The 25,760-nt window shown below is 45.9% G+C and carries 24 protein-coding genes and 1 pseudogene; 10 read left to right on the top strand and 15 right to left on the bottom strand.

The window, feature by feature from the left end; all coding sequences use genetic code 11:
• Window positions 1-223: 223 nt before the first annotated feature.
• Window positions 224-1,554, top strand: a protein-coding gene (locus tag FO446_RS04685) for an IS1182 family transposase (protein WP_237901043.1) whose coding sequence is annotated in 2 segments (ribosomal slippage) — window positions 224-764 and window positions 764-1,554 — 1,332 coding nt in all. Because the reading frame shifts where the segments join, the coding sequence is not laid out codon by codon here.
• Window positions 1,555-1,686: 132 nt separating this feature from the next.
• On the opposite strand, the gene FO446_RS04680 is transcribed toward FO446_RS04685, so the two are convergent.
• On the bottom strand, window positions 1,687-3,414 hold the full coding sequence (locus FO446_RS04680) for a methyl-accepting chemotaxis protein (protein ID WP_232774780.1): 1,728 nt from the start codon (window positions 3,412-3,414) through the stop codon (window positions 1,687-1,689).
• Window positions 3,415-3,590: 176 nt separating this feature from the next.
• Here FO446_RS04680 and solA point away from each other — a divergent pair, with 176 nt between their 5' ends.
• A complete protein-coding gene (solA, locus tag FO446_RS04675) occupies window positions 3,591-4,730 on the top strand; it encodes an N-methyl-L-tryptophan oxidase (RefSeq protein WP_237900019.1) in 1,140 nt (379 codons plus the stop codon).
• 56 nt (window positions 4,731-4,786) lie between these two features.
• Here the strand turns inward: solA and FO446_RS04670 are convergent, their stop codons facing one another.
• Together FO446_RS04670 and FO446_RS28995 are read right to left on the bottom strand one after the other, a co-directional pair.
• Window positions 4,787-5,617, bottom strand: coding sequence for a protein-glutamine gamma-glutamyltransferase (locus tag FO446_RS04670; protein WP_237900018.1), 831 nt, complete (start codon window positions 5,615-5,617; stop codon window positions 4,787-4,789).
• A 682-nt stretch (window positions 5,618-6,299) separates the two neighbouring features.
• A complete protein-coding gene (locus tag FO446_RS28995; RefSeq protein ID WP_330873239.1) occupies window positions 6,300-6,572 on the bottom strand; it encodes a GNAT family N-acetyltransferase in 273 nt (90 codons plus the stop codon).
• A gap of 450 nt (window positions 6,573-7,022) precedes the next feature.
• Between FO446_RS28995 and FO446_RS29070 the strand changes: the two are divergent.
• From FO446_RS29070 to FO446_RS04655, 3 genes and pseudogenes are all read left to right on the top strand, one after another.
• Window positions 7,023-7,384 (top strand): annotated as a pseudogene (locus FO446_RS29070) (IS4 family transposase); the annotation flags it as partial.
• 216 nt (window positions 7,385-7,600) lie between these two features.
• Window positions 7,601-8,644, top strand: coding sequence for a hypothetical protein (locus tag FO446_RS04660; protein ID WP_237900017.1), 1,044 nt, complete (start codon window positions 7,601-7,603; stop codon window positions 8,642-8,644).
• 160 nt (window positions 8,645-8,804) lie between these two features.
• Window positions 8,805-9,194: a hypothetical protein gene (locus tag FO446_RS04655; protein ID WP_106785582.1), complete on the top strand. Its 390-nt coding sequence runs from the start codon at window positions 8,805-8,807 to the stop codon at window positions 9,192-9,194.
• Window positions 9,195-9,365: 171 nt separating this feature from the next.
• Here FO446_RS04655 and FO446_RS04650 read toward each other — a convergent pair whose 3' ends face one another.
• From FO446_RS04650 to FO446_RS04605, 10 genes are all read right to left on the bottom strand, one after another.
• Window positions 9,366-10,277: a DMT family transporter gene (locus tag FO446_RS04650; protein WP_232774775.1), complete on the bottom strand. Its 912-nt coding sequence runs from the start codon at window positions 10,275-10,277 to the stop codon at window positions 9,366-9,368.
• A 98-nt stretch (window positions 10,278-10,375) separates the two neighbouring features.
• On the bottom strand, window positions 10,376-10,801 hold the full coding sequence (locus FO446_RS04645) for a GNAT family acetyltransferase (RefSeq protein ID WP_221868350.1): 426 nt from the start codon (window positions 10,799-10,801) through the stop codon (window positions 10,376-10,378).
• A gap of 96 nt (window positions 10,802-10,897) precedes the next feature.
• Window positions 10,898-11,596, bottom strand: a complete 699-nt coding sequence (locus tag FO446_RS04640) for an LrgB family protein (protein ID WP_173611243.1) — start codon at window positions 11,594-11,596, stop codon at window positions 10,898-10,900.
• Window positions 11,574-11,963, bottom strand: coding sequence for a CidA/LrgA family protein (locus FO446_RS04635; protein WP_173611242.1), 390 nt, complete (start codon window positions 11,961-11,963; stop codon window positions 11,574-11,576). The genes FO446_RS04640 and FO446_RS04635 overlap by 23 nt, the downstream gene beginning before the upstream one ends.
• A 114-nt stretch (window positions 11,964-12,077) precedes the next feature.
• Window positions 12,078-12,974 carry a LysR family transcriptional regulator gene (locus FO446_RS04630; protein ID WP_232774773.1) on the bottom strand — a complete coding sequence of 299 codons (897 nt, stop codon included), beginning with the start codon at window positions 12,972-12,974 and terminating at the stop codon, window positions 12,078-12,080.
• A gap of 111 nt (window positions 12,975-13,085) precedes the next feature.
• Complete coding sequence (locus tag FO446_RS04625) at window positions 13,086-14,198, bottom strand: Ig-like domain-containing protein (protein WP_237900016.1); 1,113 nt, start codon at window positions 14,196-14,198, stop codon at window positions 13,086-13,088.
• Between the two features lie 93 nt (window positions 14,199-14,291).
• On the bottom strand, window positions 14,292-15,482 hold the full coding sequence (locus FO446_RS04620) for an ROK family transcriptional regulator (protein WP_229087956.1): 1,191 nt from the start codon (window positions 15,480-15,482) through the stop codon (window positions 14,292-14,294).
• Between the two features lie 132 nt (window positions 15,483-15,614).
• On the bottom strand, window positions 15,615-16,535 hold the full coding sequence (gene metA / locus FO446_RS04615; RefSeq protein WP_106785588.1) for a homoserine O-acetyltransferase MetA: 921 nt from the start codon (window positions 16,533-16,535) through the stop codon (window positions 15,615-15,617).
• A gap of 142 nt (window positions 16,536-16,677) precedes the next feature.
• Window positions 16,678-17,937: a Glu/Leu/Phe/Val family dehydrogenase gene (locus FO446_RS04610; RefSeq protein ID WP_221868353.1), complete on the bottom strand. Its 1,260-nt coding sequence runs from the start codon at window positions 17,935-17,937 to the stop codon at window positions 16,678-16,680.
• A gap of 197 nt (window positions 17,938-18,134) precedes the next feature.
• Window positions 18,135-19,583, bottom strand: a complete 1,449-nt coding sequence (locus FO446_RS04605) for a nicotinate phosphoribosyltransferase (protein ID WP_173611238.1) — start codon at window positions 19,581-19,583, stop codon at window positions 18,135-18,137.
• Window positions 19,584-19,728: 145 nt separating this feature from the next.
• On the opposite strand from FO446_RS04605, the gene FO446_RS04600 reads away from it, so the two are divergent.
• From FO446_RS04600 to FO446_RS04590, 3 genes are all read left to right on the top strand, one after another.
• Window positions 19,729-20,379: an MOSC domain-containing protein gene (locus FO446_RS04600; RefSeq protein WP_237900015.1), complete on the top strand. Its 651-nt coding sequence runs from the start codon at window positions 19,729-19,731 to the stop codon at window positions 20,377-20,379.
• Window positions 20,380-20,394: 15 nt separating this feature from the next.
• The gene (gene rluF, locus FO446_RS04595) at window positions 20,395-21,081 is read left to right on the top strand and encodes a 23S rRNA pseudouridine(2604) synthase RluF (protein WP_237900013.1); all 687 of its coding nucleotides are present in this window, start codon (window positions 20,395-20,397) and stop codon (window positions 21,079-21,081) included.
• Between the two features lie 214 nt (window positions 21,082-21,295).
• The gene (locus FO446_RS04590) at window positions 21,296-21,496 is read left to right on the top strand and encodes a cold-shock protein (protein ID WP_007721941.1); all 201 of its coding nucleotides are present in this window, start codon (window positions 21,296-21,298) and stop codon (window positions 21,494-21,496) included.
• Between the two features lie 179 nt (window positions 21,497-21,675).
• Here FO446_RS04590 and FO446_RS04585 read toward each other — a convergent pair whose 3' ends face one another.
• Window positions 21,676-22,335, bottom strand: a complete 660-nt coding sequence (locus FO446_RS04585) for a Crp/Fnr family transcriptional regulator (RefSeq protein WP_237900011.1) — start codon at window positions 22,333-22,335, stop codon at window positions 21,676-21,678.
• A gap of 178 nt (window positions 22,336-22,513) precedes the next feature.
• On the opposite strand from FO446_RS04585, the gene FO446_RS04580 reads away from it, so the two are divergent.
• Window positions 22,514-23,227, top strand: a complete 714-nt coding sequence (locus FO446_RS04580) for an alpha/beta fold hydrolase (protein WP_173611234.1) — start codon at window positions 22,514-22,516, stop codon at window positions 23,225-23,227.
• Window positions 23,228-23,280: 53 nt separating this feature from the next.
• Here the strand turns inward: FO446_RS04580 and FO446_RS04575 are convergent, their stop codons facing one another.
• Complete coding sequence (locus FO446_RS04575) at window positions 23,281-24,708, bottom strand: aminotransferase-like domain-containing protein (RefSeq protein WP_237900009.1); 1,428 nt, start codon at window positions 24,706-24,708, stop codon at window positions 23,281-23,283.
• A 109-nt stretch (window positions 24,709-24,817) separates the two neighbouring features.
• Here FO446_RS04575 and FO446_RS04570 point away from each other — a divergent pair, with 109 nt between their 5' ends.
• On the top strand, window positions 24,818-25,741 hold the full coding sequence (locus tag FO446_RS04570; RefSeq protein WP_237900007.1) for a DMT family transporter: 924 nt from the start codon (window positions 24,818-24,820) through the stop codon (window positions 25,739-25,741).
• The last annotated feature ends 19 nt before the right edge of the window (window positions 25,742-25,760 follow it).

Raw genomic sequence — 25,760 nt, 5'->3', positions numbered from 1 at the left:
TTCTTAATGAACTATTTCCTAAAGATTAACTTTTTCTAAAAAAATGAGAATGAAAAGAAAAAAACGCCAATCATGTTGGCGTTTTCAGGCTGTCGAGAAAGTCGACAGCCATTTTTGTTTCACTTAATTTTAAAGCGACACCGCGTTAATTTGTTATAATTCTTATAATTACATTTAACAGTAGGTGATAATTGTGCTTTCCTCCAATGATAAAAATCCGCAAATGCATTACGAATTTGTGTGCCTCGATGAATTGGTCCCAGAGGACCATTTATTAAGGGTCATCCAAAAACATATAGATTTCTCTTTCATCCGAGAAAAAGTACGTCAATATTATTGCGAGGATAACGGTAGACCTTCCATTGATCCTATTGTTTTATTTAAAATGATTTTCATTGGATACCTTTACGGTATCCGCTCAGAGAGGCAGCTCGAAAAAGAAATCCAGACTAATATCGCCTACCGTTGGTTTCTTGGCCTTTCTTTAACAGATCGAGTTCCAGATCACACAACAATCAGTTGGAATCGTCGAACCCGTTTTAAAAATACAAATGTTTTTCAGGAGATTTTTGATGAAATTGTGCGTTTGGCGATTCAGCATCGAATGGTCGCTGGACGTGTATTGATAAGTGATTCCACGCATCTTAAAGCAAATGCGAATAAACGAAAATTTAAGAAGCATGTCATCGAGAAAACGAGTCGTGCCTATCTCAAAGATTTAGAGGCAGCAATTAATGAAGACCGCGAAGTACATGGAAAAAAGGATTAAAGCCTAGAGAGGGTGTGAAGGAAGAAAAGGAAATCAAGGTGAGTACTACTGATCCAGAAAGTGGCTACATGGTTCGAGACAGCAAGCCCGAAGGCTTTTTCTATCTCGATCACCGGACCGTCGATCATAAGTACAATATTATTACCGATGTCCATGTCACTGCTGGCAATGTCCATGATTCCGTTCCTTACATAGATAGGCTGAATCTCCAAATCGAGAAGTTTGGGTTTAAGGATACAATTGAAGCAATTGCATTAGATGCTGGTTACTTAACTACTCCAATCTGCAAGGCACTTCACGATATAAATGTATTTGCTGTCATCGGTCATCGTGCCTTTACACCTGTTAAAGGCCTTTTTGCTAAATGGCGTTTTAAATATGCTCTGGAGTCCGATGTGTACATATGCCCTCAAAAACATAAGCTTACTTATTCGACTACTGATCGAAACGGATACAGGATGTATAAGTCCAATAAAGAAATTTGTAAAACTTGTCCAAGGCTTACTGAGTGTACCCGATCTAAAAATCACCAAAAGGTGATAAGCAGGCACGTTTGGGAAGAGAGTAAGGAATGGGTTCGACAGAACCGTTTAAGTAAATCAGGGAAATATTTGTATAGATTAAGATACCAAACCATAGAGCGAAGCTTTGCAGATGCTAAAGAACTGCATGGGCTTCGCTATTGTAGGTTACGCGGACGTGAAAATGTCCAAGAGCAGGTATTGATGACAGCAACAGTTCAAAACATTAAAAAGATAGCACTACACCTAGCGAAAGCAAGTTAGGTGCAGGCTATCCTCTTTTTCAGCACTTCGTGCTGGAACAATACCAAAAAGAAATCCCCAAAATGGGGGTTTCTCTTCAGTCTGAAAACGCCAATCATGTTGGCGTTTTGCGTTCGTTTGCACATTATAAGCCTACACCTTAAATCGGCGAATCATGTGCTGCAGTTCTTCTGCCATATTGGAAAGAGCTGTCGCTGACGAAGCGATTTCCTCCATAGAAGCGAGCTGCTCCTGTGTAGCAGCGGAAACGTTTTGCGTGCCATCAGCAGTCAAGTCGGAAACTTCTCTGACCAGCTCCATCGCTTGTACGACTTGTTCGGAATGGGCAGACACTTCCTGGGCAGATGCGGACACGTCGTGTATTTGGTCAGCTACTGTACCAATCGAGCTCTGAATTTGACCGAAAGTTTCGCCCGCACGATGAACGACGCGAATTCCTTCTTGTACTTCCCGCGTGCCTGACTCCATCGATTCAACCGCGACTTTTGTATCTGTCTGAATCGTACTGATCAACTGCGCAATTTTTTGGGCGGACTGAGCCGATTGCTCCGCCAGCTTTCGCACCTCATCTGCTACGACCGCGAATCCACGGCCATGCTCTCCTGCGCGTGCTGCTTCAATCGCTGCATTGAGGGCCAGCAGATTGGTCTGATCCGCAATGCCTGTTATGACCTCAATAATCTCTCCGATTGCTTGAGAATGATTGCCCAGACCATCTACCACGGATGCGAGCTCACGCATGGAGGTGTGGATCGCATTCATTTGTTGAACCGCTGCCTGAATCGACTGGTTCCCTTCTCCTGCCATGTTGGCGACTTCGCTCACCATATTGGATGTTTGCTGTGCGTTATTTGCGATTTGGCGAATTCCTCGTGACATATCATCAATGGATTTCGCCCCATTCTCCACACTCGCTACCTGGCGATCGACACCTGCTGCCACTTCTTGAACAGTAAAAGCAATTTGTTCAGTGGCCCTGCTGGTCTGATCTGCACTTGCCGTCAATTGCTCAGCCGATGAGGCTACCTGCTCGGAAGTTCCGCCTACCTGACGAATGACTGTAGTTAAACTTCTAGTCATATCATTGAACGAATTCGCCAGATCCAAAATCTCGTCACGACTCTTGACAACCAATGGCTCCACACGCAAATCACCATCAGCCACTTTCTTCATCTCTTCCATCAAACGCAAGATCGGTCGACGGATGCTTGACGTCAGTACGACAGCTAGCGCCACACACGCAATGATAGAGATAACCAAGAGAATATTTAGGTCCCGCCTGACTGACTCATAAAGTTCCGCACTTTCTGCGCCAGCGCGTTGTGCTCCCTCACTGTTACTCGTCATCATGGCATCCAAATATTTCTTGCGTTCTACAAACAATTCACTGCCTTTTTTCTTGATGCGCTCCAGCTCGGCCATGTCTGCATCCGTAGCTGGTCTTCTGATGTCGACCTTTTTGGCGATTGCCACGTATTGCGGACTGAAATCCTCGTATTTTTGCAGCGCCTGCTTCAATCCTTCAAAATTGTTACGGTCCTCTTCACTGAAGATCGTTTTTTCATAGCTTGCCAATAAGCCGTCCATATAGGCAAATTGTTCATCAACTTGCTTTGCGTACTTGTTCTTGTCATCCATGTTCTCTGTCGTAAGCATGGTTTGCGTAACTCCATAAACGGTTTCCAGCGTCATGTTGATCTTCAAAATATCTTCCAGACCTGGGCGCCAGTTCGTATTCATTTCCACCATCTTCTGATTCATTTGTTCCATCTTGATAATGGTCGTGATCCCCATAAACAGCATAATGACCAGGATCAGCGCGTACGCACTACCCAATTTTTTTCCGATCGTCCATTTCATTTCGTAAACACCACTTTTCTTGACATATGATGATAGCGTAATCTCCTTTTCCCTCCCAACTGATGGAATAAACCTTATTGCGCACAAAAAAATGGATTTTTACACAAAAATTAAAATCCACAATTCAGAAAACTCCTGTAAGATAGATGAAACTAAAGCGGAATGGAGGACTGTTCATGCAAAACTACGACGTCATTATTGTGGGAGCAGGATCGATGGGAATGGCGGCTGGCTACTATCTGGCGAAACAGGGCGTGCGTACACTCATGATCGATGCCTTTGATCCCCCACACACAATGGGCAGCCATCATGGGGATACCCGTATCATTCGCCATGCGTACGGAGAAGGAAAACAGTACGTCCCGCTCGCATTGCGGGCACAACAGTTGTGGTCAGAACTCGAACAAGCATCTGGTATACCGATCTTCGCCAAAACGGGTGTTTTGAACGCTGGACCCTTGAATTGTACTTTCCTGAATGAAATTCGGGAGAGCGCCGAGCAGTACTCCCTTCCCTTGGAAGTACTCAGTGCCGATGAGGTCAAGCAACGCTGGCCAGGAATCAATCTGCCTGCTGATTACTACGGTTGCTTGGAGCCTGCTTCAGGTGTGCTTTATTGCGAAAACGGCATTCGTGCCTATCGAGAGCTCGCCCTTGCCTCAGGAGCTATACTGTTGACGAACACGCCAGTCACGCAGTTGGAACCAGCAGAAAATGGGTTCATCGTGCATACGGAATCTGCCAGCTACCACGGCGATAAAGTCCTGCTATCCGCCGGTGCTTGGAATGGTTCGCTCCTGGACTCATTGGGCTTGTCCATCCCGCTTAAGCCTACACGCAAAACGGTCGCCTGGTTTGGTGCAGATGAGGGCCAGTACAGTGCGGATGGCTTTCCCGCTTTCATCTTTCGCCTTCATGACTCCATGTTCTACGGATTTCCCAGTTTTGATGGCGCTGGTGTAAAAATCGGACGCCATGACGGAGGACACGCCATCGATCCCGATAAACTGGAACGTACCTTTGGCACCTATTTGTCGGACGAAGGCTGTGTTCGCTCTTTTTTGGAAACGTATATGCCTGAAGCAGCCGGACCATTGCGCCAAGGCAAGGTATGCATCTACACGATGACACCGGATGAGCATTTCGTCATTGACCGTCATCCTCAACATCCACAGCTTGTATTTGCAGCGGGCTTTTCCGGGCACGGTTTTAAATTCGCCAGTGCGATCGGGGAAGCGACCAGCCAACTGCTGGTAGAGGGAGCCTCTACCCTTGACCTGTCTATGTTTTCTTGGAAGCGATTCTCCTGCCCCTAATAGAGATTGTTCAAAAAGCCTCTCGCCGCATTTCTGGCAGGAGGCTTTTGTTCGTTTTACCACTCCCAAGACAAAGAACCGATCTGCGCTGTAATTCGACTGCTTGCTTGTATGGGATGGCCGAAAGCTCGCATGGTAGAACGACCGTTGTCGTAGGGAAACAAGTAGGCGAAACCAGGCCGAGTCGCCTGATTGACCAGATAGGCTGACCGCATTGCGCCTTCTCTTCGTTGTTCATTCAAAAACGCTACCATCTCATTTGCTCGTTTGATCCCCGCACCATGCCCGTAATACAAGCCATTGCCGAGCACAACTGCATTTTCCCCTTGCCACTGTGGTGTGGCGCGATCGTAATCAGGATTGGCAAAATAAATTACATCACCAGGCAAGAAGGTATTTGTCCTGATTGTTTGCAAGTCCAGATCCTGATCGTACCGCCAGTCATACAGCAAGATGTCCGAAAACATTCTCTCAAAATCCGGTAAACGAATGGACTGTAGGACTGCATGATAAATAATAATGACCATCGCTGTAGCGCATTCCGTGGCGTATTTTTGGCCCTCAAGAAAAATATTGATAATCCCGTTGGATGGCAGTACTCCGGGTCGCAAGCGGAATCCGCCCTGGTCTGTTCGTATCCAGTAAGCTGGATTGGCACGAGATTCTTCAAAAGTAGAAAAGGCCAGGCCGCTTTCGTGCAGTGCCAAGGCAGACCTCACCAGATGATCGCGCATGTTCAGTTCAAATTGCAGGAGCTCAGGAGTTGGATATTCAAATGTTTCATCACTACGTGCCATAATCGCTACTGTTTCACGCTGTACCGGATTTAATCCCCATTCCGCTGCCAACGAGGCGGGATTAGCTGGTCTCCCCGCTATGACGATCATATACAACCTCCCCTTCACACACTGTCCTTCTTATTTGTATGCGAAAGCCTATGTCCACGTGATCGACTAAGAATAGCCATCAGAGAAGCATGGAAGCTTCTTTTGGATTGAGTCAACATAGTGGTGAAGAAGAAAAAGCACAGTTCTCTTCGACTCTGACACGCCAGCAGGGGGGATTCACTGGACGTCTCCACTACAAAAAGGGGACCGTCGAGCCAAAGCCACCCTACGGGCGGAAGTTTCTCAAGGGAGCAGTGTTCGACAAGCGTGGTCTCCTTTTTGTAGTTCCGACTGGGTAGGCGTTGTCAAGGTCTGCGAGTCCTGTGCTTTTTCTTCTTACTAGCCTTGTGCGTTGATCGGTACCTTCTAAAACTTGCACGTTGTGCTCATTGAAAATAGAGTAATAGACTGGAATCCTTTATATGGCGGGAGTTCTTTCACGAAAAATCTTCAGTCTCACAGAATAAGATTTAGACTTGTACCCAAATTTAAAAAGCCGCTGACTAAGACTTGGAAAATAAATTCTTAGACTGCGGCTGCTTATTTTGCGCTAACGTTCTCCGATAGTTGAAAAGTGCTGTTGATCATGACGATCTATATGTATTCCTAACCTTGGGGAATGTCTTAAAGAAGCTGCCATTATTTCGGCTTCTTAAGACATATGTTGAGGATCAATCACTTATTAATCAAGCATGAGATACCAATAAATTGCTATCTCATCACTATCTTTATCTAGACCTGTGTAGACGTAGGAATCGAAACCTCCGATGACAAAACCACAACTTTCGTTGAATTTACATGCGCGGACATTATTATTTTGTTTCTCCAGCATGATTCCCGTCATACCGCCATCCTTCATCCAGCGTTTAGCCTGATCGATTAGTTTTTTACCGACATGGTATCCTCTATATTGCTTATCAACTTTAATATCTTGACATAGGCATATTTGTTCCAATTTCTTTTCAAAACAATCCGACCCACAACTTGATTAATTTACGAGCGCTACATAAATGATTTGATGGGGATTGCCGATATAGTTGGAATCATCCTCAACAGTATCTTCTTCAAGCTGTTCATCATCTTAGCTTTTATTCCTAAGAGGTCTCTCCTTCACCAATTATCCGATTCGCTGTCCCACTAGTTGCAAGACAAGGGTAAAGTCCACGATAAAGCTGTACAATCATTGCTTAGCAGGTGCGACAGCTATTTCATCGTTAAACCCGTTAGCTTAGTGATGCCCACGACAGTCTAATACTTTATTTTCCGGTCTAACACTTAATTTTTCAGTCCACAGTGCTTCTTCCCTACCACAACTTATAACTCAACTTTTGCACCTGATTAGACGATGTGAAAGCAACGCAAGCACGGTGTAACCTCAATAGAAATAGTTCTCTTGACAGAATACCAAAAAATCAAAAAAACCTACGGGATGCGTTGGGGTATTGAAGTATTCTTTAAAACGGTAAAGTCTTTAATGCGTCTTCAGAAGGAATTTCAAGGTCGGTCCTTCGATCTATTAATTAGCCATACAACCATTGTATTTGTACGCTATATTGTACTCTCTTAGGAACACCGCTCTAGCAATGATACGAGGACGTTAGACGGACTATTTTCGAATTAGTGATGAAGTTAGCCAATTGGAATTGGTGATTGCTTTGCAGACACTGCTCGACTTCATAGAATATACAGTCATAAAAGCCAACAAAAAAAATCACAAATTTAATCAAAGTACAACTACAACAATGGATGTCAGGATTTCCTAATTAAATCAAGGCCTACCTGTCTATTTCGTGCTGCGAAAGTTGAGTTATAAATCACTTTTTCGTAGAATTCACCTGTAAAATCTCTTTAGCGTAGGTTTTATGACATTTGGCTTAAAAAACCATTTTACATTAAAACTTTAATATTATATTATTAACATATATTTACATATTTTGGATAAAAAGGAGGCAAGCATACATTTTTAAATGTATGCAAATAATTATGAAACGTAAAAGTATCATTAGTTCTTTTCTAGTTATGGTATTACTTTTCTTAACCCCAGCTTATTCGCTCGCTTCTGGAATCGACAATTCTAATGTTGATACGGATCAGGTAATTACTAAAGACACCGTTAGGGAGTTCATTGATACCTTAACAGAATCAGATTACGAGCAAGATCCGTATTTAGAAAGGACTGTTAGTGAATTAGAGGAATTACTATCTAAAGACGATGAACTCCCTCTCCAAGAAGTAAATGAGATACTTGATAAGTATACCAACCAATCAAAAAGCGAAATGGATTTAGATGATTTTGAAACACTTCAAAATGAATTAGCGAGAATAGATGAATCAGCACAAGAATTTTATTCGGAAAACTATGATTTTTATGAACAAAATGGTTACTTCCCTGAGGAAGATGAATCTATGTCATTCACAGTAAGAAGTACTAACGCTATGGCCCTTAATCTTTTAAAGCAATATGGGGTTAGATGGACTGAAAGCCAGTTAGTTGCAAGATTAGCAACATTAGGAGCTATTGCTGCTATTGATGGTCCAGTGCCGGTAGGGGACTTTATTGCGCTAATTGGCGGTGCTCTTATTCTTAGTCCACACTTCGACAATTATGTTGACAATTTAAATGATATTAAAAATTTTCTTGAAAGTGTTTCGTTGAGAGATGCCGTTTCTAGAGTTACTGGAGCAGTTGAACTTACTTCTGAGGCGAAATATGAAATCAGAAGAAATAGAGTTAAACATTTTACAGCTAGATTAGCTTTTGATGGTTATGGTGGAGTTGAAGTACAAAATCCCATTTCGTTAGGTACTGCGCAATTACGCGCTCGCAATGGAAAAGACACATTTAGTGTTAGAAAAAGTCGTGCAGAACAAGTAGTTGATCAAGATGGGTATTCGTTTTATGATGAAGGTCCGCATTACGGTCTAGGACAACTTGCCAATCTCCCCCATTACCATTTGACAGAAGAGGGAAATTTAAATAATAAATTAAGGGGTCATCACTTTTTTCCATACGACCCATTTGATTAGGATGTCTACTTACTCTCCCGAGTGAATATTCTCATTTCGTAAAAACTGAAACCTCTCCGCTCACATAATTGTGAGGGTTGAGGTTTGTTTTTACTCTATTACTATCAATTTTTTCTGATACAATGACTTCATCCTATAAGAAAGGTTGGTATGGGTAGTAATGAAGAATGAAAGTCAACCTTACACGGATTTTGGAGAAATGTACCGAGATATCGATTTCGCAGCAGAAGCTTACTACAACGAGTTTTTTCATGCCTACAAGACGGATGGGCGATTCCCCGAAGTATATACGCTCGAGCAAACGAAAAGAGCTTCTAGTGCCATCCAACTTCTTCAACTCTTGGAATGGGAATGGAACCCGGTTCGTTTACTGGCATTACTATCGACAGTAGGTGCTGCCCTAGGAATCGGACGCCCTATACCTGTTTTGGATTTTTGTACAATGATTGAAGGTATGAATCTAATAACTTCTCCATATGCAGACTACTATATTGAAAAGAAAGACATTCTTATAGCTACGTTGGAGATGTTTGCAAATGAGGAACCATAGAAGTTAAAAAGCACGTTATACCGTTAAACCCCGCCTCGACTCTGATAGAGCTTTTGGCGGGGTTTGGCAATTTGCAGAGTGCCTAATTTGCACTCTGGTAAATTTATTTTTTATAAATGCCTATTTACCAAAAAATCCCCCGCCTGTTTGAGCAGACGAGGGATTTCCGTTTTAGCCTTGTGCTTGTTTGACTGAATGTGCTGTCGGAGTCGTGACATGCTTTAAGCGTGAGAACATATAGCAGCCGACAATGACGATTACACTGCCGAGCACTTGGATGATGGTCATACGCTCCCCGAGCAAAAGAAATGCGAGGATGGCCGTAAAAACAGGATTGAAATTGAGGAACATACCTGCTGAGGTTGCGCCAACCTTTTGTACACCGATATTCCACAATACCATGCTGACGACAGTCGCCATTACACCAACGTAGAACAGCGACAGCCAGAACGTCCAGTCTGTGTTGCTGATCGTAAATGTAGTGACATTAAAGGGCAGCATCAGCGCAACACCGAAAATCCCCGAGTACAGCGTGGACATCATCGGCGAGACGGTCTTCATCGCCCACCGCGCGCATACGGAGTAAATCCCCCACATGGCGACAGCGGCGAGCATCCACAAATCGCCCGTGTTGAAATGCAACTGGGACAAGTGTGCGAAGTCTCCTTTGGTCATCACCACAAGCACGCCTGTAAACGAAATCAGCATCGCGACAATCTGCAACGGTCGAATTTTATCGCCCATCAGCAAAAAGGAAAAAATCGCAATTGAAACTGGATTCAGCGTGGACAATAGCCCGACATTGGTCGCGTCTGTCCGCTCAAGGGCCCAGAACATGAATAAATTAAAAAGTGCTACGCCGGTTACTCCCATCACGATCAAAGGAAGGAGTGCTTCTCGCGTTGGAAAAATCCGCTTTTCGCGTATCCAAACAACGGGCAACAAACAAACAACAGCAATGAGCCAGCGCAAATTGGTCAACGTCAAGGAAGACGCGTGCCCGACAAGAAATTTACCGACAACAAAATTTCCTCCCCAAAGGAAGCTGGTACAGAGTAATAGGACGATATATAGCGGTCTCATGTTGCCTCCTGCCAAGATGAAAGAGTTATGAAGCTTTTATTTGTCCTCTATCATACACCTTTCGCCAGCATTTGGGCGGTCATGATACACTTCCATTTTTATCCTTTACCAGAAGCAATCCACTTCTCCATGAAAATTAGTTCGTCACGCTCATACCCAAGCTGATTGTAAAAAGCTTGTACACCATGATTGGCCGGCTCGATCAACAGATTAATCTTTTCACACCCGATATTCGCCAGCCGCTTTTCCAGCTCATCCATCAGCCTGCTCCCTATGTCTTGTCCTTGGAAATCCGGATCGACTGCCAGATGATTCACCCATCCTCGCCGTCCGTCATAGCTGCCCATTACAGCTGCTATCATCCTTTCCTCCTCATTCATTGCCACCAAGAAAAGCTCTGCGTCTCGCTCCAGCTTTTTACGCAATCCCTCACGTGTATCCGAGCAAGAAAGCTGTAATCCGGCTCGTTGCCATAGCTGAATGACGTCCTCGTATTGTTGCAAAGAGAATGATTCAATTCTCATGTTTGCTCACCACTATCTTGTGTATTTTTATTCACTTGATTCTATTTTTATACGATTATTGTAATACAAAAAGGGGCTATCTAACAGCCCCTTCCTTCACACAGCCAGCCACGACATAATCACGGGCAGCAAGGCAAACGCCCACACTACTGTAATCATCGCTCCGGCGATCACAGCCAAAGTCGCACTGCTTCCTTCTGTTTCCCCACGCTCAAACGCTTTTACCATCCCCAACGCATGTGCACCCATTCCGTACATCAAGCCAATGGAAACAGGATGACGGAGCCTCATTCTCTTGATGATCTTGGGAGCAAGAAAAACGCCTGCGAAGCTGGTCAGCATGCCAAATACCGCTGTCATCGTAGGCATTCCGCCAATCGCCTCGGTTACGCTCACCGCAATAGGCAGAGTAATCGAGCGAGGAATGACGCTAATCGCCGCTTCTTTTCCCAATCCGACGAGCATCGTCGTAGATACTCCTGCAATGATGGCAATCAGGGAACCCGTAGCAAGACTCGTCAAAATCATCCGGCGATGCGCCATTAACACCGACCAATTTCGGTACAGCGGAATCGCAAACGCCACTGTGACTACGCTCATCATCTCACTAATGAGCGAGGTTGCTTCACTATACACCTGATAAGGAATGCCTGCGAAAAGCAAAAACAGAATCAATCCAATCGGCGCCAAAACAGCCGGAGAAAACAGCAAAGACGGTCTTTTCTTATTGAAACGTTTGGCCCCATAGAAGAAAAAGAGTGTCAGAATCACGCTAGATGTTTTCCACAGGATCATGCTGTTTCACCTCTCCACGATTGAACATGCGCTCAGCAACAACACCTGTCGAAATCATCACAAGCGCACAACCGCTCACGACGACCACAAGCACCAGCAATCCTTTTATACCTAATAACCATGGATACTGCATCATCCCGACCAGCGATGGTACGAAAAACAGGATCATCTGCGAGAATAACAGAGTCGCTCCTGCTTCCACCCATTGTAGACGAATCAAGCCGGTATATAAACAAATGAACAAAAGCGCGAGTCCGATCAGACTGCCGGGAACTGGAAGGTGAAAAAACAAGCTCACCCATTTCCCAAGCCAGGTGAAGCCGAACAAAAGCAAAACTTGTGCGATGATGGAGAACCATCTTTTCATCGAGACCACCCCAGTTGCTCTACAAAGGTTGTTCAAAAAGTTACTGTTTGAACGAGTTACCTTCATTCTAAGCCGTCCCGATTCCATTCGTACAATACATAAAAATCATCATTTCTATTCCATTTGGTTATGACTGTACATTTTCTCTACAAACGATATAAAAGCCTTAGTCGCATGCGATAAATACCCTTCTTTTCGATAAATCAAGGCATACTGCCAGTCAATCACCGGGTACGAAATGTTGACAGTGTGCAATTGTCCGTTATTCAAGCGTCTCACGATGGATCGTGGAATGAGTGAGATCCCCAGCTGGGTAGCCACCATCTCTCCGACAAAATCCCATAAAGAGCTCATGTAAGCGACTTTCGGTTCAAAGCCGGACAGCTTGCACGCTTGGCGCACCACATCATGCATCGCGTACTCTTCGGTAAACAAAATGAAAGCCTCGTCCTTGAGCTGTTCCAAGCTCACCTCATCGACTCCCGCGAGCCAATGCTCCCGATGAACGATCGCGACGAGGTCCTCTGCGAGCAAGGGAACCGCCACAAATTTTTCCTGATCCGTTGGAAGAACGGTTAATGCTACATCGATGCTGCCTTGCTCCATTTGGATTTCAAGCAGCTTGGCGCTGTATTCCTTCATCTCGATATCGATGCCTGGATACTGCTTTTTAAACAAGGCGATCACATTCGGCAAGAGAAAAGAACCCACTGTCGGCATCATACCCAGTTTGACCCGACCACGCTCGACATTTCGCAATTCTGCAATCGCCGACGACATGCCTTCCATAAGCTGCAACACTTTGGTCGCATAGCTGTAGACCATTTCCCCAGCGTCTGTCAGATCCATTTTCCGCTCCGTCCGATCCAGCAGAACTACCTCTAGCTCTTCTTCCAATGCCTTGATCATTTTGCTGATAGAAGGCTGGGAGACGTGAAGGGATTGCGCGGCCTTCGTAAAGTTTTTATGTTTAACTACTTCCACAAAGTATTGCAGCTGTCGAATATCCATGATGCCCTCCGTCTTCGTCCAATCAAAAGCGTTAGCTACAGATTACCACAGGCTAGAGTATGCGAAAAAGCCAGGTACGCAGTCGCGCCCTGGCTTTTCCTCCAGCGTGAGTTACTTCACGGTTACTTGTATTTTTACAACTTTTCCATTATACGTCGCCGCAATCGTTGCACGACCTGCTTTTACAGCCGTGATCTTGCCATCCGCTACAGTCACAACGGAGCTGTTCGTAGAGATCCAGTCTGCATCGGTTGTGACGTCAACCTTGGTTTTGTCGGTATAGATAACAGATACCTTCAAGTCTTTTGATTCGCCGACTTTGAGATCGGCCTTTTTCATGTCAAATTCCAATTTGGAGATGACAGCAGACTCTACAGGGATCGAGATCGTCTTACCACCGTAAGTTGCTTTGATTCTCGTTTTGCCTGAGCCTACAGTTGTCACGACTCCGTTTTCAACTATGGCGACTTTTGCATCGTCGGATGTCCACTTGGCTTTGCTTGTTACATCGACTTTTTCTTTGGTAGACAGGGTAGCCAGCAGCGTAATCGACTGGGTAGTGTCTGGACGCAGGTACAGCTTTTTCTTATCACTGTCCAGCTTGGAGACGACATCCACCTCTACTGGAATGGATACGCTTTTTCCACCGTACTTTACTTTGAGCTTCGCTGTGCCCGAGCTTACTGCCGTAACCAATCCATTCGCTACCGTTACGATCTCTGTATCATTGCTTTCCCACTCTGCCTGAGCCGTTACATCAGCAGTAGACTTGTCAGAGAAGGTCGCAGTTGCGTTTACCTGTTTCGTGCCTCCCACGCCGAGAGCCAGTTTCTTCTGGTCAGCTGTGAGCTTGGAAATCACATCGATCTCAACAGGGACATTCACACTTTTGCCCCCAAAGCTTGCTTTCACTCTTGTTTTCCCGGAACTAACTGCTGTAACCAAGCCCTTGTCAACGCTTGCGATGTCACTGTCAGAGGAAGTCCACTCCGCTTGCTGTGTGACGTCTTCCGTTGTTTTATCTGTGTATTGAACGCGGACGTTCAACTGCTGTGTCCCCGCTTTTTTCAACTTTACTGTCTTTGTATCAACCACAAGCTTGGAAATCTTCTTCTGCGTACTTGTCGTCGAAGAATTTGCCAACGCCGGTACTTGACCGACACCGGAAAAGATTAGCCCAACGGTAACAGCCGTAGCGAGCATCCCTTTTTGCCAGTTTTTCATACTCACATCCCTCTCCTTTTCCTCTCTACTTTTCCACCATTTCCTATATCGGCTAAACAGCCGTACTTGTTGAATACAAAATGGCCAAGCAAGTCATGATTCTTCTGCCCATCTCCCTGCCAAGGGTGCAAAGTGTTGCATCGCCAATGCTCCTGCTCCCATCACGATCGCCTCCCCCTTCAATTCAGAAGGGATGACACGGAATTTCCCCTTGAATGGCTCCCAGATCACTTGATCGCTATGCTCCTCGACCAAGTCAATGATTTCGCGATAATTCTCTACCAAATCACCGCTTACTATCACAGTATCTGGATTGTACATGCACACAATATTGTTAATCGTGATTCCGAGGTACAACGCAGTACGTGAGACAATTTCCTTCGCCCAGCGCTCTTCGTTTCTCGCCGCTGCGAAAACCTGTCGGACATCACTGACATCCTTCACCCGACGCGCTTCTATGATCAAAGAATTTTCGTCTATGTAGGTTTGCAGGCATCCTCGTTTTCCGCATTCGCACAGATTCCCATTCGGATCGAGCGTCGTATGCCCCAGCTCTCCTGCGCTATTGGAGCCCCCGCGAAACACTTCGCCATTGATAATCAACGCAGAACCGATACCCGTGCCAATGCCGATCAGGGCTGTCTTGTTCGAGCCTTTGGCAGATCCGTACAAGTACTCCGAGAGAATTTTCACCTTCAAATCGTTGTCGATAACGGTTTTGATTTTCAGCCTTTTTTCAATCAGGCTGGCGAACGCTACGTCCTTCCAGTCCAGCGTAGTGGATAGCTGAACAATCCCTCGCTCATAATTGATCACCCCAGGCATTCCAATCCCGATCCCGACCACTTTTTCTAGCGGAATACCGGTCTGGTTGAGCATCCCTTCGATCTCGTTACAAATCAGTTCAGCCGTTTCTTCCGGTGTAGAATCCTGTGTTTTATGATCCATCCGGTGCTGTGCAATAATCGCTTCGCTAAAGTCCATGATCCCAAAGCTAATGCGTTTTTTTGCCATATCCACGCCAATTGTATAAATGCCTCCCGGCTCGATGTCGAGCATGATTGCCTTCCTGCCCACACCTGATGAGGTAAGCTCTGTCTCTCGAATCAGTCCTTCTTCGCACAGCTCGCTGACAAATCTGCCAATCGAGGTGGCACTCATCCGCGTAATTTTGGCGATTTCCGCACGCGATATCGGTCTTTGCTTTTTGATAATGTCGAGGATCATTTGCTTGTTATGCTGCTTGGTGACGTCCTGATCTTGTTTCATGATTTTTTTCATCATACAAAACTCCCATCTTGCTTGAATTCCCGGTAGTATTCCTGCGCGATTATTCTCACACTACCTGTCGCCATTTATTACGTCAACCGGGCCAAACAAAAACCATCCGAATCACCTCGGATGGCTGCTGCGTTGCTATCGCTTGTTGTTGTTCAAATCATACGGTGTCTCTTGGTAAACGTAATAGTTTAACCAGTTGGAAAACATCAAATTCGCATGTGCGCGCCAAGTGACGATGGGCTCGCGGCTTGGATCGTCCTTTGGATAGTAATTACGCGGAACAGCTATATCCAAGCCTTTGTTCACATCCCGCTGGTACTCATCTTGCAGGGTCGTCGGATCGTACTCGGAATGTCCTGTCACGAAAATTTGTCTGCCATCCCTCGTCGCTACGATGTAAACCCCTGCTTCATCAGACTCGGACAAAATCTCCAGTTCAGGCACTTGCTCGATGTCTTCCCTGCGATTTTCGGTATGCCTGGAATGCGGGATGTGGAAGTAGTTGTCAAATCCGCGGAACAGCTTCACATTTTGCTTATTGAGTGTATGAGGGAAGATTCCGAACATTTTTTCTGGCAAAGGATGCTTCGGAACGCCAAAGTGGTGGTAAAGACCTGCTTGTGCTCCCCAACAAATATGCAGGGTCGACGTGACGTTCTCCATTTTCCAATCGAGAATTTCTGTTAGCTCCTGCCAATACGTGACGTCTGTGAACTCGAGCTGTTCGACTGGCGCTCCGGTGATGATCATGCCATCAAATCGCTGGTCACGGATCTCCTCAAACGTTTTATAAAACATCGATAAATGTTCTTCCGACGTATTTTTGGATGTATGACTGGACATGTGCAATAGCACGATTTCCACCTGTAGCGGTGTATTCCCCAGGAGACGGAGCAACTGTGTTTCCGTTGTTTCCTTCACGGGCATGAGGTTGAGAATGACGATCCTGAGCGGTCGTATGTCCTGCGTGAAAGCACGACTATCCTTCATCACAAAAATATTTTCTTGGGCGAGTATTTCCGTTGCAGGCAATTCGTCGGGCAATTTGATTGGCATAAAGATCCCCCTTTCCATCCTTTGAACACAGGTAGAAAAACAATAATCCGACAAATTCGACAAAAATACTTGCCTTCCTGCTAATCCCGCAGGGGAAAATGAAAAAATCCCCTTGCAAGCAAGTTGCAAGAGGTCTCTTCCCTTAAATCCAGCCGCGCGCTTCCATCGCCTCCGTAATTCGCAAAAGCGAGATCATATAAGCTCCCGTGCGCAAGTCCACCTTGTATTGATCTGAGAGCTCTTTCACGGCCCGATAAGCGTTAATCATGGTCGTTTGCAGCTTTTCGTTTACCTCAACCTCGGACCAGTAGTAATTCATCAGGTTTTGCACCCATTCAAAATAAGAAACGGTTACGCCACCTGCATTGGCGAGAATATCCGGGATCACGGTAATCCCTTTTTCCCGCAAAATGGCATCTGCATCGGGTGTAGTAGGTCCGTTAGCCGCTTCTGCAATCCACTTGGCCTGAATGCTGTGGGCATTCGCTGCTGTGATGACATTTTCCAACGCGGCCGGGATCAGAATATCCACTTCGAGCTCCAACAGCTGTTCATTGGAGATGACCGTACCACCTGCATACTCCAATATAGTGGTGTTGTCCTTTAACTGGCCTACCTTTTCAATGTCCAAGCCGGCAGCATCATAAACTCCTCCGCGTGAGTCACTGACCGCCACGATTTTGAAGCCCAGCTCTGTTAAAAGCCTCGCTGCTATTCTTCCCGCATTGCCAAAGCCTTGAATCGCGACTGTTGTTTGTTCCGGCTTGCGCCCAGAATCTTTTAACGCCTCCAATATTGTAAAGACACATCCACGGGCAGTCGCTTCGTTTCTTCCCTTGGAGCCGCCGACCGAGAGCGGTTTTCCCGTGATCACTCCCGGAGAATAGCTGCCTTTTAATCGACTGTACGTATCCATCATCCAGCCCATGATTTGTGGGGTCGTATACACATCAGGTGCAGGTATGTCTGTCTCAGGTCCGACAATATCAGCGATAGCTTCCATGAAGCCGCGGCTGACTCGCTCCAGCTCATTTTTGCTGAACTCGTGAGGATCACATATGACACCGCCTTTTCCGCCACCATAAGGAAGACCAACCACGCCACATTTGAATGACATCCACATGGAGAGCGCCTTGACTTCATCCATCGTCACATCAGGATGAAAGCGAATCCCGCCTTTGGTCGGTCCTACCGCATCATTATGCTGTGATCGGTAGCCTTCAAAGACACGCACGCTGCCATCGTCCATCTTGACAGGAAAGCTGACGGCCAATACGCGTTTGGGTCGCTTTAAAATTTCTACAGCATCGCTACGCAAACCCAACAATGCCGCTGCAGCATCAATCTGTTTTTGCACAATTTCGTATGGATTCAGGTTTTCTTTCTCTACAGTATTTAGCATCTCTCTTCCTCCCCAATACTTTTCGCATGCATTTTCTACATCACCTTGGCGCAGAGCTAAAGGATGAATGGAGTAATTATATACGATGAAAGTAAATTCAGACAATTTATTTTCCTTGTTTTCACATTATTGTGTTATTTTTGGCAAACAAATAAAAAACGCCCGATGCATCCTCACGACACATCAGACGTTTTTCCCTATTTTTTCAAATACGCCTTCATCAGTTTTGTTTTCGTCTCCCACATCTCTTCGCTGATGTGCAGGCGGTAATGCTCCGGATTCAGCATGCGCAAGTATTCAGGCCAGAACAGCTTGAGTTGCTCACGATGGTAGTTGCGAATCTCTTGGAGGGTCGGCAGTTCATAAACCAGTTCCCCATCCATAAATATCGGAATGAGCAGCGACTCTGCCTGGTAGTTCTCCAAATTCTTGCTCAAATACGTATGGCTCGGATGGAACAAATGGAGAGGGGCTCCATCATCGACCGTTGTTTCATGTGGGAAGCACATGTAGTCAGCAATCGCTTTCCCTGTTTCCGGATCAATCAATCGGTACATATCTTTGATGCCCGGCGTTGTGACTTTTTCCGGATTCCCGGAGATTTTGATGGTCGGCTGATATTTTCCGTCAGCGCCTTCGCGCGCCACCAGCTTGTATACGCCTCCGAGTGTCGGCTGATCCGCTGCCGTGATGAGCTGCGTTCCTACTCCCCAGCTATTGACGCGTGCTCCTTGTACCTTCAGATTCATAATCGTGTGCTCATCGAGATCGTTGGAAGCGACAATTTGCACATCGGTCATGCCCGCCTTATCAAGCATTTCGCGCGTCTTGCAGGACAAATACGTCAAGTCGCCACTGTCAAGGCGCACCGCCGTCAGCTTTTTGCCTTGTTTCTCCAGGCGTTTTCCGACCTTAATTGCATTCGGTACGCCGCTTTTGAGCGTATCGTAAGTGTCGACCAGCAAGGTTACCTGTCCTGGTAGAGCTGCTGCGAAGCGCTCAAATGCTTCTTCCTCACTCTCAAAGCTCTGTACCCATGAGTGAGCGTGCGTCCCTTTTGTCGGAATGCCAAACATTTTCCCTGCCAGCATGTTCGAGGTCGCGTCGAATCCAGCCAAGTACGCTGCCCGCGTCCCCCACAGCGCGGCATCTGCCTCCTGCGCCCTTCTTGTTCCGAACTCCATAAGAACATCATTGCCCGCCACGTTTTTAATCCGCGAAGCTTTGGTCGCAATCAGCGTCTGGTAGTTCATGTAGTTCAACAGGGCCGTCTCAACCAGCTGTGCCTCCATGACACGCCCCTCTACGCGAATCAACGGCTCATTCGGGAAAACCACGGTTCCCTCCTTCACGGAGTAGAGCGAGCCGTTAAAACGAAGCTGACGCAGCTCTTCCAAAAACTTCGGATCGTAGTTCTCCTCCTGCTCACTCAAATACTTGAGATCGCTTTCTTCAAATCGCAAATTTTTAATATAGGAAACAATTCGTTCCAATCCGGCAGATACAGCGTACCCGTTTCCAAAAGGCAGCTTGCGGAAAAATGCTTCGAAAACGACCTTCTGATTGTGTGTTCCGTTTACCCAATGGGCGTACATCATGTTGATTTGATATTTATCTGTGTGTAGTGCCACACCAAATGATTGCATGTCACTGAGGCCTCCTGTGTATTCCTTTCTATCATCATACCAGAAGCGTCCGCTGGTGCCCATCCGCTGTGGAGGATATTAGGGAATGTGGTATAGTATGGGGATAAAAAGAGAAGCAATCGTACAGGCTGGGAGTGAGCATTAGTTGAGCAGAAAAATCGTTACAATTAGTAAAGGATTACCTAAAAGTAATATGTACAACGGCAAGGAATATCTCTCCGGAATTTGGAAGGAAGAAGCAGACGAGCTCGTTGTCCGTTCCGAGAAAATTGCTGACGACGATATCGCGAATCCAGAGTACCACGGTGGGCCAGACCGCGTCGTCTGTGCGTATCCTTTTGAACATTATGCCCATTGGGAGAAGTTATTCGGCCAGCCTCTGACCATTGCGGCATTCGGAGAAAATCTCACGCTCGCTGGCATGACAGAGGAGCAGGTCTGTATCGGGGATGTGTACCAATTCGGTGATACCATCCTGCAAGTGACCCAGGGCAGATTTCCTTGCGCGACGATCAACAAGCGCAACAACAATAACCAGTTGCTCAAAGCGGTGGTGGAAATGGGCTATACGGGCTATTTCTTCCGCGTCTTGCAGGAAGGGACGATCAAGCCAGATACAGAGATTACCCTAATCTCTGCTCATCCGAAGCAAGTCAGTGTGGCTTCCATCCATCACTTATACTTCCACGACAAGTCACCTTCCCAAGAGACGATACAGCGTATGCTTGAGGTGGAGGAATTGGCCCTTCCTTGGCGGAATAAACTACTTGAAAAACTGGAAAAGCAGCAGCAATAGCGAAAGGAACGTCTCATGCGAATTAATAAGTTCATCAGTGAAACCGGCATTTGCTCGCGAAGAGAAGCCGATAAATTAATCGAGGCCAAGCGCGTGACGATCAATGGCCAACTCGCGGAACTGGGAAGTACGGTTGCGTCAGGAGATGACGTGCGCATCGATGGGCAGCCGCTCGGTATCAAAAAGAAAGATGTCTACATCGCCCTGAACAAGCCTGTCGGAATTACGTGTACCACTGAACTGCACGTCAAAGGCAATATCATCGATTTCGTGAATCACCCGGAGAGGATTTTTCCTATCGGGCGTCTGGATAAGGATTCGCAAGGCCTCATCCTGTTAACCAATGACGGGGATATCGTAAACAAAATTTTGCGTGCCGAGAACAATCATGACAAAGAGTACATCGTCACCGTAGACAAGCCCATCACAGCGAATTTCTTGCACGGAATGGCAAACGGCGTACGTATTCTCGGAACGACTACAAAGCCTTGCAAAGTAACCAAAGTCAGCGACCGCGTCTTCAATATTGTGCTGACACAAGGACTGAATCGACAAATCAGACGGATGTGCCAGGCTTTTGGTTATCAGGTGCGAAAGCTTGAGCGGGTACGCATCATGAACATTGCTCTGGGGAATTTGAAATTGGGGCAATGGCGCAATCTGACGCCCAAGGAATTGACTGATCTGAATAAAAGCTTATGAAATCAGGACGGGTTGAAGTTAGTATAGTGGCTCATCTATATTTTCTTTCATAAATTTACGCGAATAATTTGCTATCCTTTCAATATCCTGTTATGCTAATAGAGAATTATTTTTGTTCGAAGCAACGGATAGCGTAGATAGCAAATTTTCGTCTAGATGATCCTGAGAGCAAGGATAGTAATATATGTGTGTAACACACTAGGAGGCAATAACAATGGAACAAGGTACAGTAAAATGGTTTAACGCAGAAAAAGGTTTTGGTTTTATTGAGCGCGAAGGAAAAGAAGACGTATTCGTTCACTTCTCCGCTATCCAAGGCGACGGTTTCAAATCCCTTGACGAAGGTCAAAAAGTTACTTTTGACGTAGAGCAAGGCCAACGCGGACCACAAGCTACTAACGTTCAAAAAGTTTAATTTAACCAAACACAAAAAACAGACTCCTGTAAGGGTGTCTGTTTTTTTGTTGTCTGAGACACAAATAAAAAACCCTACTCACGTAAATCGAGTAGGGAATGCTACAGAACAGTAAATGGTAGACTCAGTATAACACAGTACATGTCGCTTCCTAAAATTTTTATATTTTCAAATAGGGATTATTCGACTATAGGCAGTCTAAAACGTTGAATATCCGTAATTTGTCCCCGTGCAACACGCAGTAGCCCTTCTTTTTCCATTTTCTTTAGTGTCCGGCTAATCACTTCACGAGCAGTCCCCAGCTCAATTGCCAACTGATCATGGGTAATGGCGAGCGAATCATTCTCCGCACTTGTATGCTCGATCAAATATTCGCAAATCCGCACTCGAATGGACTTAAAGTTAATGTCGTCAATCAAGTTCGACATGATGATCAATCGCCGCGCAAAAGATTGAAAAATATACTGGCGAAAGCCTTGATGCTTCTCGATCCATTTCTTATAAATCTTCGTCGGGACGTTCAGGACCATACTCGGCTTCTCCACACAAGCCGAGGCTTCATACACTGTTTCTCCCAATATGCTAGACGCGATAAGTGGGCAGCATTCGCCAGCCGATAGCCTGTACAAGGTAACCTCTCTCCCATCGCTGCTCAGTTTAAAAATACGAACCAACCCATCCAAGATTAATGGCGCATTCTCCAAAAACTCGCCTTCATCAATGGTAAAGTTGGCTGGAACCGTAGTGATGGAGATTCCCTCCTCTTGCCATTCTTCTGGAGTAAGTCCCGCCAGACTTGGAAAACGTGCAAGGACTTCCGCAATCTGCTCCTTTTGCATATGGACGAAGAACCTCCTTGTGAAAAAAATAACTTGGTGACAAAGTCACAGATTACCGATACAGATTTTTATTATTATTGCACTCAAGAGGCACGAACACAAGAACACGCTGGTTAAGCAGAAATCGCTTCGTTAACACTAACGAACGATCATCATGAAACGAAGGAGATGTATGTATATGAGTACGTATGTATTGGTTCATGGAGCATGCCAAGGTGAATGGGTATGGGAAAAAGTAAAACCTGAGCTGGAAGCATTGGGACACAAGGTCGCGACATTGGACTTACCTGGAAGTGGACAAGACATGACACCTCCAGAGCAAGTGACACTGGATCTCTACGTAGAGAAAGTATCCGACCTGATCAAGCAACAAAACGAAAAAGTAATCCTTGTCGGACACAGCATGGGTGGCGTAGTCATTACGCAAACCGCTGAAAAAGCACATGACCAAATTGATAAGCTCGTCTACCTTTGCGCATTCTTGCCGAAAAACGGGGAAAGTCTCATAAGCAAGTCAGAAGGAGAAAAAGGCCCGGAATTCGAATTGAATGAAGCCGACATGACACTGGCTCCAAAGCTCGAGACTGTAGAAGAAACATTTTTCAACGCGGTTGAGGATGAGACACTGCGGCTGGCTTCGATGAAGCGTTGCCGTCCCCAAGCGCTCGCGCCGTTTACACAACCAGTACAAATTACGGAAGAGAAATTCGGAAGTGTCGATCGCATCTATATTGAAACAACATTAGACAACGCAATTCCAATCGATTTCCAACGAAGAATGAATACAGAAACACCTTGCAGCAAGGTGTTTACAATGGAAGCCGATCATGCGCCTTTCTTGTCGAAGCCAGAAGAGCTGGTAAATCATCTCGATCTAGTCAGCAAATTATAAAATCACCAAAAACAAGGCTGTCGACCATCAATGTCGGCAGCCTTGCTTCATTCCTATTCCTCTATATTCAACTGACGAACCGTACTGACGAGTCTTTGCATTCCATCCCGCAACTGTTGTTCATTCAAATAGGAATAACTGATGCGTATCCAAGAGCTTAACTCCCGCAGCGGATCACAGATCGCACCGGGCACAAACGTAATCGATTGTTCTATGCATTTCGCCAAAAGACTATCCATCGGGACGGAATCAGGCAGCTTCACCCATAAATTAAAGCCTCCTGGTGGACTGGACCACTCCCAGTCGGTCACAGACAGCTCTTCCTCCATGATATCCCGGCGAATGGCCAATGCAATCCGCAGCTTCGCCAAATGCTGCTGCATCCGTTCGGAGAAGAAATAATGCAAAAAAATCTTTTGATTCAGCAGGGGCGCCCCACTGTCGGACAGTGATTTCGCCTGAATCAAATAATTCATAATAGATGGACGGCATGCCACAGTCGCAATACTCAACCCCGGCCCGATGTACTTGCTAAAGCTTCGCAGATAGATGACATAGCCTGCCGTGTCGTAAGAAAAAAACGGCAGTGGAGGCTCGTCACCGAAGTAAATATCGCGGCACGGATCATCCTCTACGATCAGACACTGATACTTCGCAGCCAGCTCCACCAGTCTCTTCCGTTGTTCAGCGGGAACCGTATACCCTGTCGGATTATGAAAGGTCGGATTGAGATAAAACAGGCGTGGTTTTTCTTTTTGCATCAACAGTTCAACCTGCTCCAAATCATAGCCATCCGGCGAAATCTCGATGGAAATCATGTTGGCGCCCTGTCTTCCGAATACATCGATGGCCGGACTGTACGTAGGTCTCTCAATCAACACGACATCACGCGGCTTTACAAGGACTCTGGCAACCAAATCAATCGCTTCCTGCGAACCAGATGTAATCATCAGCTCATCGGGGGTCAGGTGAAAATGATTACGGCTAACATAATAGCTGCACAGTGCTTCCCGCAGCTCCTGATCTCCCTGTGTGGTTGAGTAGGTACCCAGCACTTTTGGATACAGATCAAACACTTTCTTCACGTACTCGGAAAAGTAATGATTCGGCAATAAATTAGGTTCGATCAATGCTTTGGAAAATTGATAGGTCGCCTGCACCTGATGAATTTCCGAAAGATAACTCTTGTGCACATAGGCAGAAACGATTGGATCATTCATCGACTCCACTGGCAACAGGCTGCTCGGTTGTACATAATACCCCGACTTATCCTTCACGTACACATGGCGTTTTTGCTTTAATAATTGAAATGCTTTAAAAACCGTCAGGCGATGCACATTCAATTCCAACGCCAACGTTCGAACAGATGGGAGCTTTTCATGTGCCCTCCACTCATCGCGTCTGATTCGGTCCAGAAGATAATCATACACTTGTTCGAACAGCTTATCAGAATGACTGTTTGAAAGAGCCTTCCTTTTCATGCCGCTCCCCCCTTCCCCCATGATAATGGATGGATCTTTGTATCTGTTCTATTCTATTTCATCTGTTCTATTCCCTTCCCCTTATGATGAGGAAAAGGGAGGAATCATAATGGTACTGCTTAATTATGTGGTCATGTGCTTGATATTCGGAACGACTTTTCTGGCAATCAAAGTCGGGATCGATGCTGGAGCTCCGCCGTTTTTCTCAGGAGGACTTCGGTTCTTTCTGGCAGGTGTCATTTTGTTTTCATTTATGCTCTGGAAAAAACAGGCGCGTCTCTCGCTGCTGTTTCATAAAGAAATGCTCCTTACCGGTATCGGTTTGACGTTCGGGACATTTGCCCCCTTGTATTGGGCAGAGCAGCATGTAAGTTCAGGAATTGCAGCGATATTATCTGCAACAGGCCCTCTCATGGTGATGCTGCTTCAGACCGGTATTACTCGGCAAAAGCCCCCCGGTATTGCGTTGGCGGGTTGCTTGGTTGCCTTTGTCGGTGTCTTTTTGCTGATTTTACCCGGTGTGACCATCTCATTCAGTCTCCTTTGGCTTGCAGGGTGCATGGCAGTCGTATTCGGGGAAATCTTTTATTCTGCTGGTGCAGTATACTCCCGGAGCGTCATCCAACGGTTTCAAGATACCTCACCCATCGCTTTGAATGCGGCACAGATGATGTATGGAGGAGCCATACTGCTTGTTTTATCGTTATTTACAGAGCAAGTGCATATCGAATCGATGCTCACGGCTAATGCGATCCTCTCGCTCCTGTACTTGGTCTTCGTTGGTTCCATGATGGGGCACACCATTTTCTATTGGCTTGTTGCCAAAACCAACCCTGTGTTTCCATCCACGTGGCTCTATATCTCTCCGTTGATTGCCTTAAGCTTGGGCGTCATCCTGTACAATGAACCGCTTTATCTCCTGTCGTTAGCAGGGGGAATCACGATTATTGTCGGGATTATCCTGATTAATATGGATGGCTTGAAACAGTTGATGGGCAAAAAGGCAAACAAGCTACGTGATGTAAGCAATTAGCGAAAGAAAAGGAGTACCA

The sequence above is a fragment of the Brevibacillus brevis genome (genome assembly GCF_022026395.1).
In the GTDB taxonomy this organism is placed as follows: Bacteria; Bacillota; Bacilli; order Brevibacillales; family Brevibacillaceae; genus Brevibacillus.
This window is presented reverse-complemented; position numbering and strand designations above follow the sequence as displayed.

Bases quoted from the DNA above. Each gene is read 5' to 3' on its own strand.
- FO446_RS04660 (WP_237900017.1), top strand. From the start codon at position 7,601: ATGAAACGTAAAAGTATCATTAGTTCTTTTCTAGTTATGGTATTACTT.
- FO446_RS04680 (WP_232774780.1), bottom strand. From the start codon at position 3,414: ATGAAATGGACGATCGGAAAAAAATTGGGTAGTGCGTACGCGCTGATC.
- FO446_RS04590 (WP_007721941.1), top strand. From the start codon at position 21,296: ATGGAACAAGGTACAGTAAAATGGTTTAACGCAGAAAAAGGTTTTGGT.
- rluF (WP_237900013.1), top strand. From the start codon at position 20,395: ATGCGAATTAATAAGTTCATCAGTGAAACCGGCATTTGCTCGCGAAGA.
- FO446_RS04575 (WP_237900009.1), bottom strand. From the start codon at position 24,708: ATGAAAAGGAAGGCTCTTTCAAACAGTCATTCTGATAAGCTGTTCGAA.
- metA (WP_106785588.1), bottom strand. From the start codon at position 16,535: ATGCCAATCAAATTGCCCGACGAATTGCCTGCAACGGAAATACTCGCC.
- FO446_RS04630 (WP_232774773.1), bottom strand. From the start codon at position 12,974: ATGGATATTCGACAGCTGCAATACTTTGTGGAAGTAGTTAAACATAAA.
- FO446_RS04650 (WP_232774775.1), bottom strand. From the start codon at position 10,277: ATGAGACCGCTATATATCGTCCTATTACTCTGTACCAGCTTCCTTTGG.
- FO446_RS04670 (WP_237900018.1), bottom strand. From the start codon at position 5,617: ATGATCGTCATAGCGGGGAGACCAGCTAATCCCGCCTCGTTGGCAGCG.
- FO446_RS04610 (WP_221868353.1), bottom strand. From the start codon at position 17,937: ATGCTAAATACTGTAGAGAAAGAAAACCTGAATCCATACGAAATTGTG.
- FO446_RS04620 (WP_229087956.1), bottom strand. From the start codon at position 15,482: ATGATGAAAAAAATCATGAAACAAGATCAGGACGTCACCAAGCAGCAT.
- FO446_RS04605 (WP_173611238.1), bottom strand. From the start codon at position 19,583: ATGCAATCATTTGGTGTGGCACTACACACAGATAAATATCAAATCAAC.
- solA (WP_237900019.1), top strand. From the start codon at position 3,591: ATGCAAAACTACGACGTCATTATTGTGGGAGCAGGATCGATGGGAATG.
- FO446_RS04570 (WP_237900007.1), top strand. From the start codon at position 24,818: ATGGTACTGCTTAATTATGTGGTCATGTGCTTGATATTCGGAACGACT.
- FO446_RS04655 (WP_106785582.1), top strand. From the start codon at position 8,805: ATGAAGAATGAAAGTCAACCTTACACGGATTTTGGAGAAATGTACCGA.
- FO446_RS04645 (WP_221868350.1), bottom strand. From the start codon at position 10,801: ATGAGAATTGAATCATTCTCTTTGCAACAATACGAGGACGTCATTCAG.
- FO446_RS04625 (WP_237900016.1), bottom strand. From the start codon at position 14,198: ATGAAAAACTGGCAAAAAGGGATGCTCGCTACGGCTGTTACCGTTGGG.
- FO446_RS04585 (WP_237900011.1), bottom strand. From the start codon at position 22,335: ATGCAAAAGGAGCAGATTGCGGAAGTCCTTGCACGTTTTCCAAGTCTG.
- FO446_RS04635 (WP_173611242.1), bottom strand. From the start codon at position 11,963: ATGAAAAGATGGTTCTCCATCATCGCACAAGTTTTGCTTTTGTTCGGC.
- FO446_RS04640 (WP_173611243.1), bottom strand. From the start codon at position 11,596: ATGATCCTGTGGAAAACATCTAGCGTGATTCTGACACTCTTTTTCTTC.
- FO446_RS04580 (WP_173611234.1), top strand. From the start codon at position 22,514: ATGAGTACGTATGTATTGGTTCATGGAGCATGCCAAGGTGAATGGGTA.